The organism is Bacillus sp. FSL K6-1338 (assembly GCF_038006965.1).
GTDB lineage: Bacteria > Bacillota > Bacilli > Bacillales > Bacillaceae_G > Bacillus_A > Bacillus_A thuringiensis_S.
The window spans coordinates 4,057,388-4,071,746 of the sequence record NZ_JBBOWI010000001.1 but is presented as its reverse complement, the minus strand read 5'-3'; the positions used below and the strand labels follow the sequence as shown (position 1 = coordinate 4,071,746).

Below are 14,359 nucleotides of genomic sequence, written 5' to 3'. Positions count from 1 at the left end.
CCTCAAAAGAAGGCATAATTATCGTTATTAAAGGCTATATGATAGACAATAATAAAGTATTAAATCTCAAAAGCTGTATTTATTGTGTTTTAACATAAAAAATTCTAAATTATTTTTTATGCTAGAATATTGATGAAATATAGCGAATGATGTTAGGATAATGGTGTGAAATGTGTGGAATCTTTCGTATTTTATCCAAGAAAGTGATTTTTTATTTACGCTTTCATAAAAAAATATAATGAGATTCCGTATATCCTATCTTTTCAGAATGAAAATGTTTAGAAAAAGGAAGCAACTTTTATTGATTTGTCAAAGCATAAGGGGGAGAGAGCATGATTACATTACAACGTACACCGTTATTTGATGTATACGCGAAGTATGGTGGGAAAACAATCGACTTCGGTGGTTGGGAATTACCAGTTCAATTTTCAAGCATTAAAGAAGAACACGAAGCTGTACGTACAGCTGCAGGTTTGTTCGACGTGTCTCATATGGGAGAAGTTGAAGTAAAAGGTGTAGATAGTTTAGCATTTTTACAACGTGTTGTTACAAATGACGTATCTACCTTAAAGGTAGGGGGCGCACAATATACAGCTATGTGCTACGAAAATGGTGGTACAGTAGATGATTTATTAATCTACAAACGTGGTGAAGAAGACTATTTATTAGTAATCAATGCATCAAATATAGAGAAAGATTACGAATGGTTAGCAAGTCATGTAATTGGCGATGCGACAGTAGTCAATGTTTCTAGTGAAGTTGCACAGCTTGCAATTCAAGGACCAAAAGCAGAAGGCATTTTACAAAAAGTTGTGTCAGAAGATTTGAAAGAAATTAAGTTCTTTAAATTTAAAAACAATATTCTTGTAGATGGAATTCCAGCACTTGTATCTCGTACAGGTTACACAGGTGAAGATGGATTCGAAATTTACTGTAAGAGTGAAGATGCTGCAAAACTTTGGGAGAAACTTCTTGAAGTTGGAGCAGAAGAGGGCTTAAAAGCATGTGGTTTAGGTGCTCGTGATACACTTCGATTCGAAGCAACATTACCACTTTATGGACAAGAATTATCAAAAGATATTACACCGATTGAGGCTGGAATTGGCTTTGCGGTAAAAACAAATAAAGAAGCAGACTTCTTTGGAAAAGCAACGTTAAAAGAGCAAAAAGAAAACGGTGCGCCTCGTAAATTAGTCGGCATCGAAGTAATCGAACGTGGAATTCCTCGTACGCATTACCCTGTATTTATTGGTGAAGAAAAAATTGGGGAAGTAACGAGTGGTACACAATCTCCAACGTTAAAGAAAAGCATTGGTTTAGCACTAATTGATGTAAAATACGCAGCAGTTGATACAGAAGTAGAAATTGAAATTCGTAATAAACGCGTCAAAGCAGTAGTTGTTCCAACACCATTTTACAAACGTTCAAAGTAACGGGGAGAGGGGTAGATTTCATGTTGCATCGTTATCTTCCAATGACAGAAGAAGACAAAAAAGAAATGTTACAAACGATCGGCGTTCAAACGATCGATGAATTATTCTCTGATATTCCAGAGAGTGTTCGTTTTAAAGGGGATTTAAAAATTAAAGAAGCAAAATCAGAGCCAGAACTTTTAAAAGAGCTATCTCAAATGGCTAGTAAAAATGCTAACTTAAAAGAATACGCTTCTTTCTTAGGAGCAGGCGTATACGATCATTATGCTCCAGTAATTGTAGATCATGTTATTTCTCGCTCAGAATTTTATACAGCTTACACACCATACCAACCGGAAATTTCACAAGGGGAATTACAAGCAATCTTTGAATTCCAAACAATGATTTGTGAATTAACAGGAATGGATGTAGCAAACTCTTCTATGTATGACGGGGGTACAGCTTTAGCTGAAGCGGCAATGTTAGCAGCTGGCCATACTCGCAAAAAGAAAATTCTTGTATCTAGCGCGGTTCATCCAGAATCAAGAGCAGTACTTGAAACGTATGCAAAAGGTCAAAATCTTGAAGTTGTTGAAATTAATCATAAAGATGGTGTAACAGATTTAGACGTATTACAAAGTGAAGTAGATGATACAGTTGCTTGTGTAATCGTTCAATATCCAAACTTCTTTGGACAAGTTGAAAAATTAGCTGATATTGAAAAAATCGTTCATCAACAAAAATCATTATTTATCGTTTCTTCAAATCCATTATCATTAGGCGCATTAACACCACCAGGGAAATTTGGTGCTGATATTGTAATCGGTGATGCACAACCATTTGGTATCCCAACGCAGTTTGGTGGACCGCATTGTGGTTACTTTGCAACAACGAAAGCATTTATGCGTAAAATTCCAGGACGTCTTGTTGGACAAACTGTAGATTCAGATGGTAAACGTGGATTTGTATTAACGTTACAAGCACGTGAACAGCATATTCGCCGTGATAAAGCGACATCTAACATTTGTTCAAACCAAGCGTTAAATGCATTAGCAGCTTCTGTTGCAATGACGGCACTTGGCAAACAAGGTGTGAAAGAAATGGCACGTCAAAACATTTCTAAAGCACAATATGCAAAACGTCAATTTGAAGCGAAAGGCTTTACTGTAACATTTGCTGGACCATTCTTCAATGAGTTTGTTGTAGATTGCAAACGTCCAGTGAAAGAAGTAAACGATGCATTATTACAAAAGAATATTATCGGCGGTTACGATCTAGGCCGTGATTATAAAGAGCATGAAAACCATATGCTTGTAGCGGTAACTGAGCTTCGTACGAAAGAGGAAATTGACACACTTGTAAACGAAATGGGGGCTATCCAATGAAGAACCAAGACCAAGCACTTATCTTTGAAGTGACTAAAGAAGGACGCGTAGGATATAGCTTACCCAAATTAGATGTAGAAGAAGTGAAACTAGAAGATGTGTTTGAGAGCGATTATATTCGAGTAGAAGATGCAGAGCTACCAGAAGTATCTGAACTTGATATTATGCGCCACTATACAGCACTTTCAAACCGTAACCACGGTGTTGATTCTGGATTCTATCCACTTGGATCTTGTACGATGAAATATAATCCGAAAATTAATGAGAGTGTAGCTCGTTTCGCAGGATTTGCAAATATTCATCCACTGCAAGATGAAAAGACAGTACAAGGTGCAATGGAATTAATGTACGACTTACAAGAGCATTTAATCGAAATTACAGGTATGGATACTGTTACTTTACAACCAGCAGCTGGTGCACACGGAGAATGGACAGGTTTAATGTTAATTCGTGCATACCATGAAGCAAATGGTGACTTTAACCGTACGAAAGTAATTGTGCCTGACTCTGCTCACGGAACGAATCCAGCATCTGCAACTGTAGCTGGTTTTGAAACAATTACAGTAAAATCAAATGAAAATGGCCTTGTTGATTTAGAAGACTTAAAACGTGTTGTCAATGAAGAAACAGCAGCACTTATGTTAACAAATCCTAATACATTAGGTCTATTTGAAGAAAATATTTTAGAAATGGCAGAAATCGTCCATAATGCAGGCGGTAAATTATACTATGATGGTGCAAACTTAAATGCGGTATTAAGCCAAGCGCGCCCAGGAGATATGGGATTTGACGTTGTGCATTTAAACCTTCATAAAACATTTACAGGTCCTCACGGCGGTGGTGGCCCAGGTTCTGGTCCAGTAGGTGTGAAAGCTGATTTAATTCCGTACTTACCAAAACCGATTTTAGAAAAAACGGAAAATGGTTATCACTTCAACTACGACCGTCCAGAAGCAATTGGTCGTGTGAAGCCATTCTATGGTAACTTCGGAATTAACGTTCGTGCATACACGTATATTCGCTCTATGGGTCCAGATGGCTTGCGTGCAGTAACTGAGTATGCTGTATTAAATGCGAACTATATGATGAGAAGATTAGCGCCATTCTACGATCTTCCATTCGATAGACATTGTAAGCATGAATTTGTATTATCAGGTCGTCGTCAAAAGAAACTTGGCGTACGTACATTAGATATTGCAAAACGTCTGCTTGATTTCGGTTACCATCCACCAACAATTTACTTCCCATTAAATGTGGAAGAATGTATTATGATTGAGCCGACAGAAACAGAATCAAAAGAAACATTAGATGGTTTCATTGATAAGATGATTCAAATCGCTAAAGAAGTAGAAGAAAATCCAGAAGTTGTACAAGAAGCACCGCATACGACAGTCATTAAACGTTTAGACGAAACGATGGCTGCACGTAAACCAGTTTTACGTTATGCAAAGCCAGCTCCTGTACAAGTTTGATTAGAATAACAAAAAAGAACTCGCTGCGGCGGGTTCTTTTTTTGTATGGAGAATTTGTGCAGAAATAGTGAAGAAAATGTTAAAAAATTATATTTTTTGTTTCCTAATGGTGTAAAGGTGTAGTTTTATAGGTAGTTTTGTTGAAAAAGTCGGTTTGATAAAAGTATTTATTTTTGTTAGAATTTTATTGAAATTAAGAAGATGTGATGAGGCAAAAATTACTCATTTTTATGTATATGTGAAAAAACGAGCAAGACGGGGGTGAAAGTGTGGGATATCGATGTTATAGAATGGTATACCATTTAGAAAATGGAGAAACAATTAAAGATGTAAAAGAATTTTGCTATCGAGACCAAGGGAAAGTGTTAGAAAGAGTAGCAAATCGTGTAATGGATAATAGAGAAGTGACGGCAATTGATAAACAAGGAACAATCATTTCAATAGCATGTGAGGACATTGTAAAGGTGGAACTTGATTACATAACAGAAAGTTAACCTTGAGTCATATCGAATTATTCGATAAAATAAACTGTTGAATGGTGAAGTGAGAAGAGAGGAGTTTATCATGGGTAGTACAAGACACTTTTATATGTTTATCTTAGCGTTTGTTCTTGTTGTGGCATTAACGATTTACTTAATCGTTGACAGCAGCTGGTACAACACAGTTCATCCGGCATTTCTTCTGTTTATGTATATAGGAATTGCAGTAGTAAGTTTCGGAATGAGAGACGAGATGTTAGATCGCTTTGAAAAGTGATACATATACGAAAGACCAACAGGGAAATGTTGGTCTTTTTTTCTTGGGGAAATTTCAAAAGGCACGTTCTTCAATAACGACAATACGAGAGCAGTAGTTTATAAAAAGAAACGCTATTTGGCACATCTTTTGGAGTATGTAATATAAAGCTGAAAACGATGATGAGAATAAGAAATAGGAAAAATAAAAATAGGATTTGTTTATGTATGGAATTTGGCATATTATTCACTCCTTTTTTAGGTAGTCTGTCCAAAAGAAAGGAGTGTATGAAAAATTTTAGGAGGGGAGAATGATGAACAAAAGAAAATGGTTATATAGAATAGGGGTACTTTTCGTTTCAATCGGTCTCATATTAGCAAATTTTTATTCAGACATACCATCACCGTTTCCTAATTTGCATAAAGGGATTGGTATAAGTATTGTCATAGTTGGTCTGTTTTGTCTTATTGCATCTAACTTTTATAGAAAATCTGAATGAATACAAAAAAGGACAGTTACTCTTTTTTAGAAGTACTGTCCTTTTTAAATAACTTATTCCATAGCTTGGCGATACTCCATATAATGACGATTGCAATGGAGGCGATAATGGACCAAACAATCGATATAATTTCAAGTGTCATGTTAGGAAGGAATGTGAGAATGGATAATACTTTATGAAACAATGATTCTATTATATGAAAACTTATTTGTAATAGAATGACAATCCCGAGTGTAATCCATGCTAACAGTTGATTCCCTTTTTCTTTCCACATGACATTCACCTCACGTTAGCTTAATAGTTTTAAGCCAACAGCGCCGCATAAAATGCAGCTTAAGAAAGCAAGACGACGCCAATCCGCTGATTCTCGGAAAATGAGAATGCCTAGAAGTGCACTTCCAGCAGTTCCGATTCCAGTCCAAATCGCGTAAGCAGTTCCCATCGGTAACGTGTTCATCGCAAGAGATAAGAAGAAGAAGCTTACGCCGAAGTTAGCGATTAAAATAACTTTTGGTGCCCAGCCTTTCTTTTCAGTGGCTACTTTCATAAAGAGTACACCAATAATTTCACAAATACCAGCTAGAATTAAAAATACCCAAGCCATTTTATGCAGCCTCCTTCGTTTCTTTTTCTTCTGTTACTCGTTTTAGACCAATTACTCCGAAGAAGATTAAACCGATTAATAAAACTTTTACAATAGAGAAAGGTTCTCCGAAGATGAAAATCTCTGTAAGAACGATTCCGCCAGCTCCGATTCCTGTGAAGACTGCATATACAGTGCCGACAGGTAAATCTTTATAAGCTCTAAATAATAAGACGAAACTAATTGTAATTAATAGAGCAACACCAGCCCACTCAAGTGGTGCCTCCGCTTTTTTTAGTCCAATCACCCAAAAGATTTCAATAATACCAGCGATGATTACATAAATCCATGCCATATGTCATTTCTCCTTCCTACCAGTCGTTAGGTAAAGTGCTTAAAAACGACGCATTGCAAAGGAGCAATCCGTCAGTTTGAAAGTCCACGCCAAAATACTTTCCAAGAAGCGTCTAAACGTGTCTCAAAACGATTTAAACCTGCGTATAATAGTTCAACCATAAGACCATCGAGTAAGCATAGAAAAGCCTCTAAGGCGTCTTTTACTTCAATGTTATGCAGCTCATCTTGTTCGCTTGCTCTTTTAAATACAGGGAATAAAAGTTTTCCGATGTTTTCAATGTGTACATTTGCTTTATCAATAATTTGTTCGCGAAATGCATCAGGCGGAAAATAAGAAGTTCGTAACCAAAACATTGATTCTTCACTTTCACCAAATCGTTTTGCATAGCCTTTTAATAATTTTAAAAGCAATTCTTCAGTGGACGAATTGGAAAAGCTTTCGATATCGCCTGTGAAGCTCTGCAAATCTTTTTGAAGAGCAGATTCTAAGCATATGAAATATAGCTCTTCTTTTCCTTTAAAGTGTGCGTAAATCGATGGTTTTTTAATCCCAACTTCTTGAGCAATATTTGCCAATGAAGTTCCTTCATAGCCGTAGCGTGCGAAATGAGAAAGTGCTACAGCTTTAATGCGGTTTGCTGTCATTTTCATCCCCTACCTACCGTTCGTTAGGTTAATTATATGAGATGAAAAATATAATGTCAATAGGTGAAGAGCTGAAAAAGAGCATTATAGGTAACGCTCTTTTTAGACAGTCTCTCGCTTAATTAAATGGAATGAAAGCTCTTTTGCACTGCCGACAATTTGCTCGCTTTGAATCTGCTTATGGAATAAAGAAAAAGCATGTGAGCCCATTGCGAGACCGGGATGTTCAATTGTGGAAATTTCTAATGCCTTTGAAATTTCATGATTATCAAATCCAAGGATAGCAATGTCTTCAGGTACTCGGATGCCATGTTTTCGAGCCTCTGTTAATAAACCAGCTGCAACTTGATCGTTCGCTGTGAAAATAGCAGTTGGACGATTTTTCATATTTAAAATACGATGGAGTATTTGTGCTCCGTCCTGCATTGTATAGCATTGGTGGAAAATCCATTCAGGATGCAACGTCTTCCCTTCGTTACAAAGTGTATCGGCGAACGCCTTTTCACGCTCCATGGAATTTACACTTGTTTTTCTCGCTAAACAAATTCCGATCTTTTCATGGCCTTTACTTAGTAAATAGGTAGTACCGAGACGAAAGCCTTCATAATGATCTACGTAGATGGATGAAATGAGGGGATGGTTCATTTTTTCACATGAAATAATAGGGGCAAATTTTGCGAAAGGTTCGATTTGTTCCCAAGAGCTCGTCCGGGAGCAAATAATCATCCCATCAAATTGTTTCATTTTCATCATTTCAAGAACACGAATTTCTTCAAGGCTATCGTAATTTGTTTGGCATAAATTAATGTGATACCCAGCTAATAATGCTTCGTTACCAATTCCTTCAATAATGGTACTGAAGTAGGGGAGGTTAATGAAAGGGAGCATAACGCCAATTGTATATGTTTTCCCTCTTATTAAATGGACAGCATTTATATTTTTTGCGTAGTTTAATTCTTCAACAGCATCTAGAACACGCTTACGCTTTTCTTCTTTTACGTAAGGGTGATTATTCAGGACACGAGAAACAGTTGATATCGATACACCAGCAGTTTTAGCAATTTGTTTTATATTGGCCATATGTATCACCTCTTTCTCTTATTATAAAGGGAAAATAATAAGAAAGAAAAAATCTTGACCTGAAAAGCTTTTCACAAACTATGGTATTAATAAGACTTCTTTTTATTCGCGTAACCTTTTCACTTGGGCGTAAGAATGATAGGGGTCTTTTTTGTTTGCAAAAAGTGTTGTCAAAATGTGTGAGAATAACGTGGAAAGTTTTCAAAGGTGTAGTTTGGTGACAAAGCGAATATGAAGAGCATATAAAGTGAAACTTTAATCAGTGGGCGCCATCCCCCACTGATTATTAGCCGGCACTAATCGGGCCGTTAGTGCGGGATCAACGCTTCGTTCGTTAAGAGAGCGGTATGAAAGGGCGGAAACAAATTGAAAAAAAGAATCATTTGTTTCGTGTTTTCTAGTTTTGTACTTAGTTCGTGTTCGTTTCAGCAAACGATGCAAGAAGAAAAACACTTTGTGGGAACAACAGGAGGAGCTATGGATCGTGTTACGGATCCTATTCCGCTAAAGGAAATTCCAAAATATTTTCCGGTGAAGTTTAAAGTTCCAACGTTTTTACCGTACGACATTATAAGTGATGTAAAGGGTGAAGTAAGAACGCTTGGGAAAAAGAAGGCTGTCTTAACGATTAAATATAAACAGCAGGAGCAAGGTAGAAATGAGTATATTGAGTTAAATGTCGCGAACTTTCCTTATAGTTTTCCGGATTTCGTGGAAGAGAAGCGATTTCAAGAACAAATGAAACTAAATAATGGAACGTCTGCTTATTTTAAAAATAAAGATGATTATGAACGTGGTGACGAATTTGCTACGCTTCTATGGAAAGAGAAAGGAATTGAATATCAGCTATTGTATCGGAATGTAGAAGAGAGCGATAAAGACACGATTAAGCAAAATTTATTATACATTGCGAATAAGATGAAATGAAAAAACTAGCTGATTTATTCAGCTAGTTTTTTGTATGTTATTATTTCTTTTTAATTTTGCCTGTCCAAGATTTAAATCCACCTTGTAATTGGTAGAAATCTTTGTAGCCTTGTTTTTTTAAGTATTGCGCTGCACGACCTGTACGGAATCCGCTTTGGCAATATAAGTAAACAGGTTGATCTTGACGAAGTTCTTTATGGCGAAGGCGAATTTGTGATAACGGAATGTTACGTGCACCTAAAATGTGCCCTGCGTTATATTCATCTGTTTCACGAATATCGATAAGCTGTGCTTTACGGTAGCCAGCGCGAAATTCTTCTTCTGTAAGAGTTTTAATTAATTTTTTCTGATAGAAGTACATCCATACAGTGTAGCCGATGAATGCTACGATTACGGCTAATAAAATAATCCAAGTTGTTGACACGATTCTATCGCTCCCTTTTTTCTTATCCTACTTTCAATATTATAATGCCCATATGTATTTATGCAACAGATTCATTTGCATATAAGAAGAAATTTCGTATTCTTTCACAAATTTTGTCGAATTTGGTAGACTAGAGAATGTGAAAAATACTTGGTTATATGAGGTGCAGGATGGGAAAAGAAAAATGGTGTTATATTAACTCTGGTCAATGTTCACCGGCATTTAATATGGCGTTAGATGAATGTTTATTAAATTGGCAAAGTGAAAAGAAAATGCCACCAACAATTCGTTTTTATGAATGGGAAGTACCAACATTAACAGTTGGATATTTTCAACGTGTTGAAAAAGATATTAATATGGATGTAGTTAACGAAAAGAAATATGGATTCGTTCGTCGTCAAACAGGCGGCAGGGGTGTACTACATGACAAAGAGTTAACGTATAGTGTTATTGTGTCTGAAGATCATCCGAATATGCCGAAAACAGTTACAGAAGCGTATCGTGTTATTTCGCAAGGCTTATTAGATGGTTTTAAGGCATTAGGGCTAGAAGCATATTATGCAGTTCCAAAAACAGAAGCAGATCGTGAAAATTTAAAAAATCCACGTTCAGGCGTATGTTTTGATGCACCATCTTGGTATGAAATTGTAGTGGAAGGAAGAAAAATTGCTGGTAGTGCTCAAACACGTCAAAAAGGTGTTATTTTACAGCATGGATCGATTCCATTAGAAATTGATTTAGATGAACTATATGATCTATTTTTATTCCCAAATGAACGTGTGAAGGAACGTATGAAAAGTATGTTTTCTTCTAAAGCGGTAGCAATTAATGAATTAACAGACCGTACATTTACGATAGAACAGTTAATTAAAGCGTTTGAAATTGGGTTTGAAAAAGGATTGGATGTAGAACTTGTTCCATATGAATTAACAGAAGAACAGTTACATGAAGTTCAAACGTTAGCGAAAGAGAAGTATGAAAGTAATGAGTGGAATTATAAAAAATAAGAGATGGCAATTGCCACCTCTTATTTTTTTATAGTAAATTAAGTACTTTTTCTACTTTGATTCCTTTATCTTGTAAAGAACGAAGGCGACTTACAACGTCCATAATTTCTTTGTCAAATGTAACGCTAATACCTTGGCTTTGTAGTTCTTCTTTTAAGCTTTCAATAGAATCATCTATGTCGATGCCAAGCTCGTAATCTTGACAAACTTCAATTGTCTTTTTCACGAGTTTAACATAATTTTCTTGTAGTTTTGAATTTGTTTCAGTCAAAGCAGGCTGCTTCGGTTTTGCAGGAGCAACCGGTGCTGTTTCTTGCTTTGTAACTGGAGTAGGGACTACTTTTTTCACAGGTGCTGGAGTAGTTAGTTCTACAGCCGCTTCTACACTTACTGGCTTCGGTGTCGGTACCGGAGTAGGCTTAGGTGCCATAGCAGGTGTTTCCACACGCGTAACAGGCTTAGGAGCGGGTGGAATTGCTTTTGGAGCTTCTACAACTACTTCTTTTTTCGGCGCTGCTTCTACCTGTGTTTCTTCTTGCTCGGCAGCGTCTTTATTTTCTTTACTCCACATAACGCGTTCAATTTCTAGAGAAACATTGTTTTTGTTCATCGCTGTTAATGTAACTTTACCAACTTCAGCGTTTCCAGTGAAATCAACAATTTTATAAATAACACTCTTGTTCCAATCCACGTTTCCGCTCAAAAATAATTCTTCGTTACATTTCGGCGTTAAGCCCTCGATTTTAATTTCTGCGTTTACACCGTTTTCACTATATACCATAATTAGCGAAGCATTTACATCTTCGTCTGCTAACATTAGTTCACGTACCATTTTGCCGGTGCGTACTTGCGTTTTCTTCTTAACTGACATCTAATTTCTCCTCTCAAAAATTCAGTAATAATAAAAAAATCGTATAACGAAAAATAATTGCTCACGAAGATTTATGATACCGATAATAAAAGCATCACGTCAACAATTAACTTTAATTATTTTGCATTTTTCTTATTTTCTTTATGAAATTTTTCAATTTGTAAAATTAGACAGAAGAAAAACAGCCTTTTGAAGGGCTGTTAAAAATTTGATTTTTTGTATAGTAATTTATATAAAATAAAAAATAAGATAGCAATTAAGGCACTTTGCCAAAAGTTTAGATGGTAAATGAGATAAGGTTGCTTTTGGAAATAAATATTTAAGAATACAGCGGAACAAAATGGAGTAGCAAATGCGAATCCAAATAGAATTCTTCTTTTCCAATTCATTTTCTGATCAAAGGAGTAACGCTTTAATAAATATAAAATAAATAGTATACCTAGTATAATTATTGAAACAGACAAAGTAGTTCCAAGGATGCTAAAAGGCGGACTTGATAATGTATTGTTTTTTTCAAAGAGAAACATAAAAAATGAAATAATTGCATTTATGCCAAACTGTATAGCAAGAAGTAAGCTAATAGAAAATCCAATTAAAGAAGTTTTTTCTAACTTTGTTTGAGTTGGTAAAGCTGATATAAGTTCATCGCAATAAGATTGTAAATTATCTCCAAAGATGTCATAAGCGTTTTTATTTTCTGCTTGTGCTTCGATGAGGTGATCTAATATTTCTAGTAACAGTTCCTCCATTTGTTGCTCGGGTACGTTTGATATTCGAAGATATACTAACATATCACCATAAGCAGCCTCGTTTTCGGAAGTTAGAAGCTCACGTTTTTTATTATTCAATTCAATCATGTCTTGTGCATTCATCCCTATCACTCCCCCTGTAATAAGTTATTTACCGTAGTAGAAACCATTCCCCAGCTTTGTTTAAATTCTTCAAGTTGTTCTAACCCTTTATCGGTTACGTGATAATATTTTCGCTTTGGACCGAGTGAGGAAGCTTTTAATGTTCCTTCAATCAATTTTTCTTTTTGCATACGTAACAATAACGGATATATGCTTCCTTCGCTTACGAATGTAAAGCCGTGCTTATTTAATTTTGTACTCAGTTCATATCCGTACACTTCTTCTTGTGAAATAATGTATAGGATGCAACCTTCGAGCACACCTTTTAACATTTGGCTGTGCATGATTTCACCACCTTTTATTTAGGTAACTTGCGTTGCAAGGTAGCTGTTATCCAAATTATAACATTCAGTAACTTGCAAAGCAAGTTACTGAAGTGGAAAACTTTAATGCGTGTTAATTTTTCAATGCTTCCCATACTAACGAGAGGAGGGAAGCATATGAAACCATTTATGCCAAAACTCGTTTACTTTGAACCAAAGGCACTTGAATATCCACTTGGAAAAGAGCTTTATGAGAAGTTTACGAAGATGGGATTAGAAATTCGTGAAACGACATCACATAATCAAATTAGAAATTTGCCAGGAGAAAATGATTTGCAAAAGTATCGTAATGCAAAGGCTACACTTGTCGTTGGAGTGAGGAAGACGCTAAAGTTTGATACGTCAAAACCGTCAGCTGAATATGCAATTCCGCTCGCAACAGGGTGTATGGGACATTGTCATTATTGCTATTTGCAAACGACACTTGGGAGTAAGCCTTACGTTCGTGTGTATGTCAATCTTGATGAAATATTTGAGAAGGCAAAGCAATATATGGATGAAAGGGCACCTGAAATAACAAGATTTGAAGCAGCGTGTACATCAGACATTGTTGGAATTGATCATTTAACACATGCATTAAAGCGGGCGATTGAATTCATTGGAGAAAGTGAATATGGGCGCTTACGTTTCGTCACGAAATATTCGCACGTTGATCATTTATTAGATGCAAAGCATAATGGGAAAACTCGTTTTCGATTTAGTATAAATTCACGATATGTAATTAAAAATTTTGAACCAGGGACATCGCCGTTTGAGGAGCGAATAGAGGCTGCACGTAAAGTAGCAGGTGCGGGTTATCCACTTGGATTTATAGTTGCGCCGCTTTATATGCATGAAGGGTGGGAAGAAGGATACCGTGAACTATTTGAGCGACTGTACAATGCACTAAAAGATTTATCAATACCAAATTTAACATTTGAATTAATTCAACATCGCTTTACAAAACCGGCAAAAAAGGTCATTCAAGAGCGTTATCCGAAGACGAAACTTGAAATGGATGAAGAGAAGCGTAAATATAAATGGGGACGATACGGCATCGGAAAATACGTATATAAAAAAGATGAAGCAGCAGTATTGGAAGAAACGATAAGAGGTTATATAAATGAGTTTTTTCCTAATGCAGAAATACAATACTTTACTTAAGGGGAGTCTGTATGCAAATACAGATTCTTTTTTGTTTTATATATTTAGGCTCGTTTCCACCTTGTCACGTTATTCTTTCTGGTGTATCATTTTATTGATTGCTTCGTACGGAATAAGCAAAATGAACTTGGATGGAGGAAACCGATGCCTACCCCTAGTATGGAAGATTATATTGAACAAATTTATTTGTTGATTGATGAAAAGGGTTATGCCCGCGTATCTGATATTGCTGAAGCGCTTAGTGTACATCCATCCTCTGTAACAAAAATGGTGCAAAAATTAGACAAAGATGAATATCTAATTTATGAAAAATATAGAGGGCTTGTATTAACAACAAAAGGTAAAAAAATCGGAGAACGTCTCGTATATCGTCATGACTTGCTAGAGCAATTTATGCGTATTATCGGTGTGGATGAAGGTAAAATTTACAATGATGTAGAAGGAATTGAGCATCATTTAAGTTGGGAAGCGATTGATCGCATTGGTGATTTAGTGGAATACTTTGAACAAGATGCAGTCCGAGTGGAAACACTTCGCGGTGTTCAAAGAGCAAATGAAGAGAAAAGTAATTAAGGGGAACGTATG

Annotated in this window: 19 protein-coding genes; 10 read left to right on the top strand and 9 right to left on the bottom strand. The window is 36.1% G+C overall.

Features of this window, described 5'->3' with window-relative positions; translation table 11 throughout:
- The first annotated feature begins 332 nt into the window (after window positions 1-332).
- From gcvT to NZ044_RS20790, 6 genes are all read left to right on the top strand, one after another.
- Window positions 333-1,433, top strand: a complete 1,101-nt coding sequence (gene gcvT / locus NZ044_RS20815; RefSeq protein ID WP_000631776.1) for a glycine cleavage system aminomethyltransferase GcvT — start codon at window positions 333-335, stop codon at window positions 1,431-1,433.
- Window positions 1,434-1,453: 20 nt separating this feature from the next.
- A complete protein-coding gene (gene gcvPA / locus NZ044_RS20810; protein WP_000903240.1) occupies window positions 1,454-2,797 on the top strand; it encodes an aminomethyl-transferring glycine dehydrogenase subunit 1 in 1,344 nt (447 codons plus the stop codon).
- Window positions 2,794-4,269: an aminomethyl-transferring glycine dehydrogenase subunit 2 gene (gcvPB, locus tag NZ044_RS20805; RefSeq protein ID WP_000795712.1), complete on the top strand. Its 1,476-nt coding sequence runs from the start codon at window positions 2,794-2,796 to the stop codon at window positions 4,267-4,269. Before gcvPA ends, gcvPB begins: the two co-directional genes overlap by 4 nt.
- Window positions 4,270-4,559: 290 nt before the next feature.
- Window positions 4,560-4,763: a DUF3929 family protein gene (locus tag NZ044_RS20800; RefSeq protein WP_000262496.1), complete on the top strand. Its 204-nt coding sequence runs from the start codon at window positions 4,560-4,562 to the stop codon at window positions 4,761-4,763.
- 70 nt (window positions 4,764-4,833) lie between these two features.
- Window positions 4,834-5,025, top strand: a complete 192-nt coding sequence (locus NZ044_RS20795) for a hypothetical protein (protein WP_000535933.1) — start codon at window positions 4,834-4,836, stop codon at window positions 5,023-5,025.
- A gap of 289 nt (window positions 5,026-5,314) precedes the next feature.
- Window positions 5,315-5,503, top strand: coding sequence for a hypothetical protein (locus tag NZ044_RS20790; protein ID WP_002082175.1), 189 nt, complete (start codon window positions 5,315-5,317; stop codon window positions 5,501-5,503).
- 16 nt (window positions 5,504-5,519) lie between these two features.
- On the opposite strand, the gene NZ044_RS20785 is transcribed toward NZ044_RS20790, so the two are convergent.
- The 5 genes from NZ044_RS20785 to NZ044_RS20765 all read right to left on the bottom strand — a co-directional run bounded on the left by NZ044_RS20785 (window position 5,520) and on the right by NZ044_RS20765 (window position 8,168).
- Complete coding sequence (locus NZ044_RS20785; protein WP_000265402.1) at window positions 5,520-5,777, bottom strand: DUF3975 family protein; 258 nt, start codon at window positions 5,775-5,777, stop codon at window positions 5,520-5,522.
- Between the two features lie 15 nt (window positions 5,778-5,792).
- Entirely contained in the window at window positions 5,793-6,107 is a 315-nt protein-coding gene (locus tag NZ044_RS20780) for a DMT family transporter (protein ID WP_000312623.1), read from the bottom strand.
- 1 nt (window position 6,108) lies between these two features.
- Window positions 6,109-6,441 carry a DMT family transporter gene (locus tag NZ044_RS20775; protein WP_000312340.1) on the bottom strand — a complete coding sequence of 111 codons (333 nt, stop codon included), beginning with the start codon at window positions 6,439-6,441 and terminating at the stop codon, window positions 6,109-6,111.
- Window positions 6,442-6,512: 71 nt separating this feature from the next.
- On the bottom strand, window positions 6,513-7,094 hold the full coding sequence (locus NZ044_RS20770) for a TetR/AcrR family transcriptional regulator (RefSeq protein ID WP_063675674.1): 582 nt from the start codon (window positions 7,092-7,094) through the stop codon (window positions 6,513-6,515).
- Between the two features lie 96 nt (window positions 7,095-7,190).
- Window positions 7,191-8,168, bottom strand: a complete 978-nt coding sequence (locus NZ044_RS20765) for a LacI family DNA-binding transcriptional regulator (RefSeq protein WP_086402730.1) — start codon at window positions 8,166-8,168, stop codon at window positions 7,191-7,193.
- A 390-nt stretch (window positions 8,169-8,558) separates the two neighbouring features.
- Between NZ044_RS20765 and NZ044_RS20760 the strand changes: the two genes are divergently transcribed.
- Window positions 8,559-9,095 carry a hypothetical protein gene (locus tag NZ044_RS20760; RefSeq protein ID WP_033668925.1) on the top strand — a complete coding sequence of 179 codons (537 nt, stop codon included), beginning with the start codon at window positions 8,559-8,561 and terminating at the stop codon, window positions 9,093-9,095.
- Window positions 9,096-9,135: 40 nt separating this feature from the next.
- On the opposite strand, the gene NZ044_RS20755 is transcribed toward NZ044_RS20760, so the two are convergent.
- The gene (locus NZ044_RS20755) at window positions 9,136-9,519 is read right to left on the bottom strand and encodes a rhodanese-like domain-containing protein (protein WP_000108654.1); all 384 of its coding nucleotides are present in this window, start codon (window positions 9,517-9,519) and stop codon (window positions 9,136-9,138) included.
- Window positions 9,520-9,689: 170 nt separating this feature from the next.
- On the opposite strand from NZ044_RS20755, the gene NZ044_RS20750 reads away from it, so the two are divergent.
- Complete coding sequence (locus tag NZ044_RS20750) at window positions 9,690-10,526, top strand: lipoate--protein ligase family protein (RefSeq protein ID WP_000514076.1); 837 nt, start codon at window positions 9,690-9,692, stop codon at window positions 10,524-10,526.
- 28 nt (window positions 10,527-10,554) lie between these two features.
- Here the strand turns inward: NZ044_RS20750 and NZ044_RS20745 are convergent, their stop codons facing one another.
- From NZ044_RS20745 to NZ044_RS20735, 3 genes are all read right to left on the bottom strand, one after another.
- Window positions 10,555-11,397 (bottom strand): hypothetical protein, encoded by an 843-nt coding sequence (locus NZ044_RS20745; RefSeq protein ID WP_000111891.1) that lies wholly within the window; start codon window positions 11,395-11,397, stop codon window positions 10,555-10,557.
- Window positions 11,398-11,597: 200 nt separating this feature from the next.
- Complete coding sequence (locus tag NZ044_RS20740; protein WP_000993585.1) at window positions 11,598-12,269, bottom strand: DUF1129 family protein; 672 nt, start codon at window positions 12,267-12,269, stop codon at window positions 11,598-11,600.
- A 5-nt stretch (window positions 12,270-12,274) separates the two neighbouring features.
- On the bottom strand, window positions 12,275-12,592 hold the full coding sequence (locus NZ044_RS20735; protein ID WP_000556083.1) for a PadR family transcriptional regulator: 318 nt from the start codon (window positions 12,590-12,592) through the stop codon (window positions 12,275-12,277).
- A 156-nt stretch (window positions 12,593-12,748) separates the two neighbouring features.
- Here NZ044_RS20735 and splB point away from each other — a divergent pair, with 156 nt between their 5' ends.
- Both splB and mntR read left to right on the top strand, forming a co-directional pair.
- Window positions 12,749-13,774 (top strand): spore photoproduct lyase, encoded by a 1,026-nt coding sequence (gene splB / locus NZ044_RS20730; protein WP_000802106.1) that lies wholly within the window; start codon window positions 12,749-12,751, stop codon window positions 13,772-13,774.
- 144 nt (window positions 13,775-13,918) lie between these two features.
- Complete coding sequence (mntR, locus tag NZ044_RS20725) at window positions 13,919-14,347, top strand: transcriptional regulator MntR (RefSeq protein ID WP_001143081.1); 429 nt, start codon at window positions 13,919-13,921, stop codon at window positions 14,345-14,347.
- Window positions 14,348-14,359 lie beyond the last annotated feature (12 nt).

Excerpts from the sequence above, each read along its gene's own strand:
- gcvT (WP_000631776.1), top strand. The coding sequence starts at position 333 with ATGATTACATTACAACGTACACCGTTATTTGATGTATACGCGAAGTAT.
- gcvPA (WP_000903240.1), top strand. The coding sequence starts at position 1,454 with ATGTTGCATCGTTATCTTCCAATGACAGAAGAAGACAAAAAAGAAATG.
- gcvPB (WP_000795712.1), top strand. The coding sequence starts at position 2,794 with ATGAAGAACCAAGACCAAGCACTTATCTTTGAAGTGACTAAAGAAGGA.
- NZ044_RS20800 (WP_000262496.1), top strand. The coding sequence starts at position 4,560 with ATGGTATACCATTTAGAAAATGGAGAAACAATTAAAGATGTAAAAGAA.
- NZ044_RS20795 (WP_000535933.1), top strand. The coding sequence starts at position 4,834 with ATGGGTAGTACAAGACACTTTTATATGTTTATCTTAGCGTTTGTTCTT.
- NZ044_RS20790 (WP_002082175.1), top strand. The coding sequence starts at position 5,315 with ATGATGAACAAAAGAAAATGGTTATATAGAATAGGGGTACTTTTCGTT.
- NZ044_RS20785 (WP_000265402.1), bottom strand. The coding sequence starts at position 5,777 with ATGTGGAAAGAAAAAGGGAATCAACTGTTAGCATGGATTACACTCGGG.
- NZ044_RS20780 (WP_000312623.1), bottom strand. The coding sequence starts at position 6,107 with ATGGCTTGGGTATTTTTAATTCTAGCTGGTATTTGTGAAATTATTGGT.
- NZ044_RS20775 (WP_000312340.1), bottom strand. The coding sequence starts at position 6,441 with ATGGCATGGATTTATGTAATCATCGCTGGTATTATTGAAATCTTTTGG.
- NZ044_RS20770 (WP_063675674.1), bottom strand. The coding sequence starts at position 7,094 with ATGAAAATGACAGCAAACCGCATTAAAGCTGTAGCACTTTCTCATTTC.
- NZ044_RS20765 (WP_086402730.1), bottom strand. The coding sequence starts at position 8,168 with ATGGCCAATATAAAACAAATTGCTAAAACTGCTGGTGTATCGATATCA.
- NZ044_RS20750 (WP_000514076.1), top strand. The coding sequence starts at position 9,690 with ATGGGAAAAGAAAAATGGTGTTATATTAACTCTGGTCAATGTTCACCG.
- NZ044_RS20745 (WP_000111891.1), bottom strand. The coding sequence starts at position 11,397 with ATGTCAGTTAAGAAGAAAACGCAAGTACGCACCGGCAAAATGGTACGT.
- NZ044_RS20740 (WP_000993585.1), bottom strand. The coding sequence starts at position 12,269 with ATGAATGCACAAGACATGATTGAATTGAATAATAAAAAACGTGAGCTT.
- NZ044_RS20735 (WP_000556083.1), bottom strand. The coding sequence starts at position 12,592 with ATGCACAGCCAAATGTTAAAAGGTGTGCTCGAAGGTTGCATCCTATAC.
- splB (WP_000802106.1), top strand. The coding sequence starts at position 12,749 with ATGAAACCATTTATGCCAAAACTCGTTTACTTTGAACCAAAGGCACTT.
- mntR (WP_001143081.1), top strand. The coding sequence starts at position 13,919 with ATGCCTACCCCTAGTATGGAAGATTATATTGAACAAATTTATTTGTTG.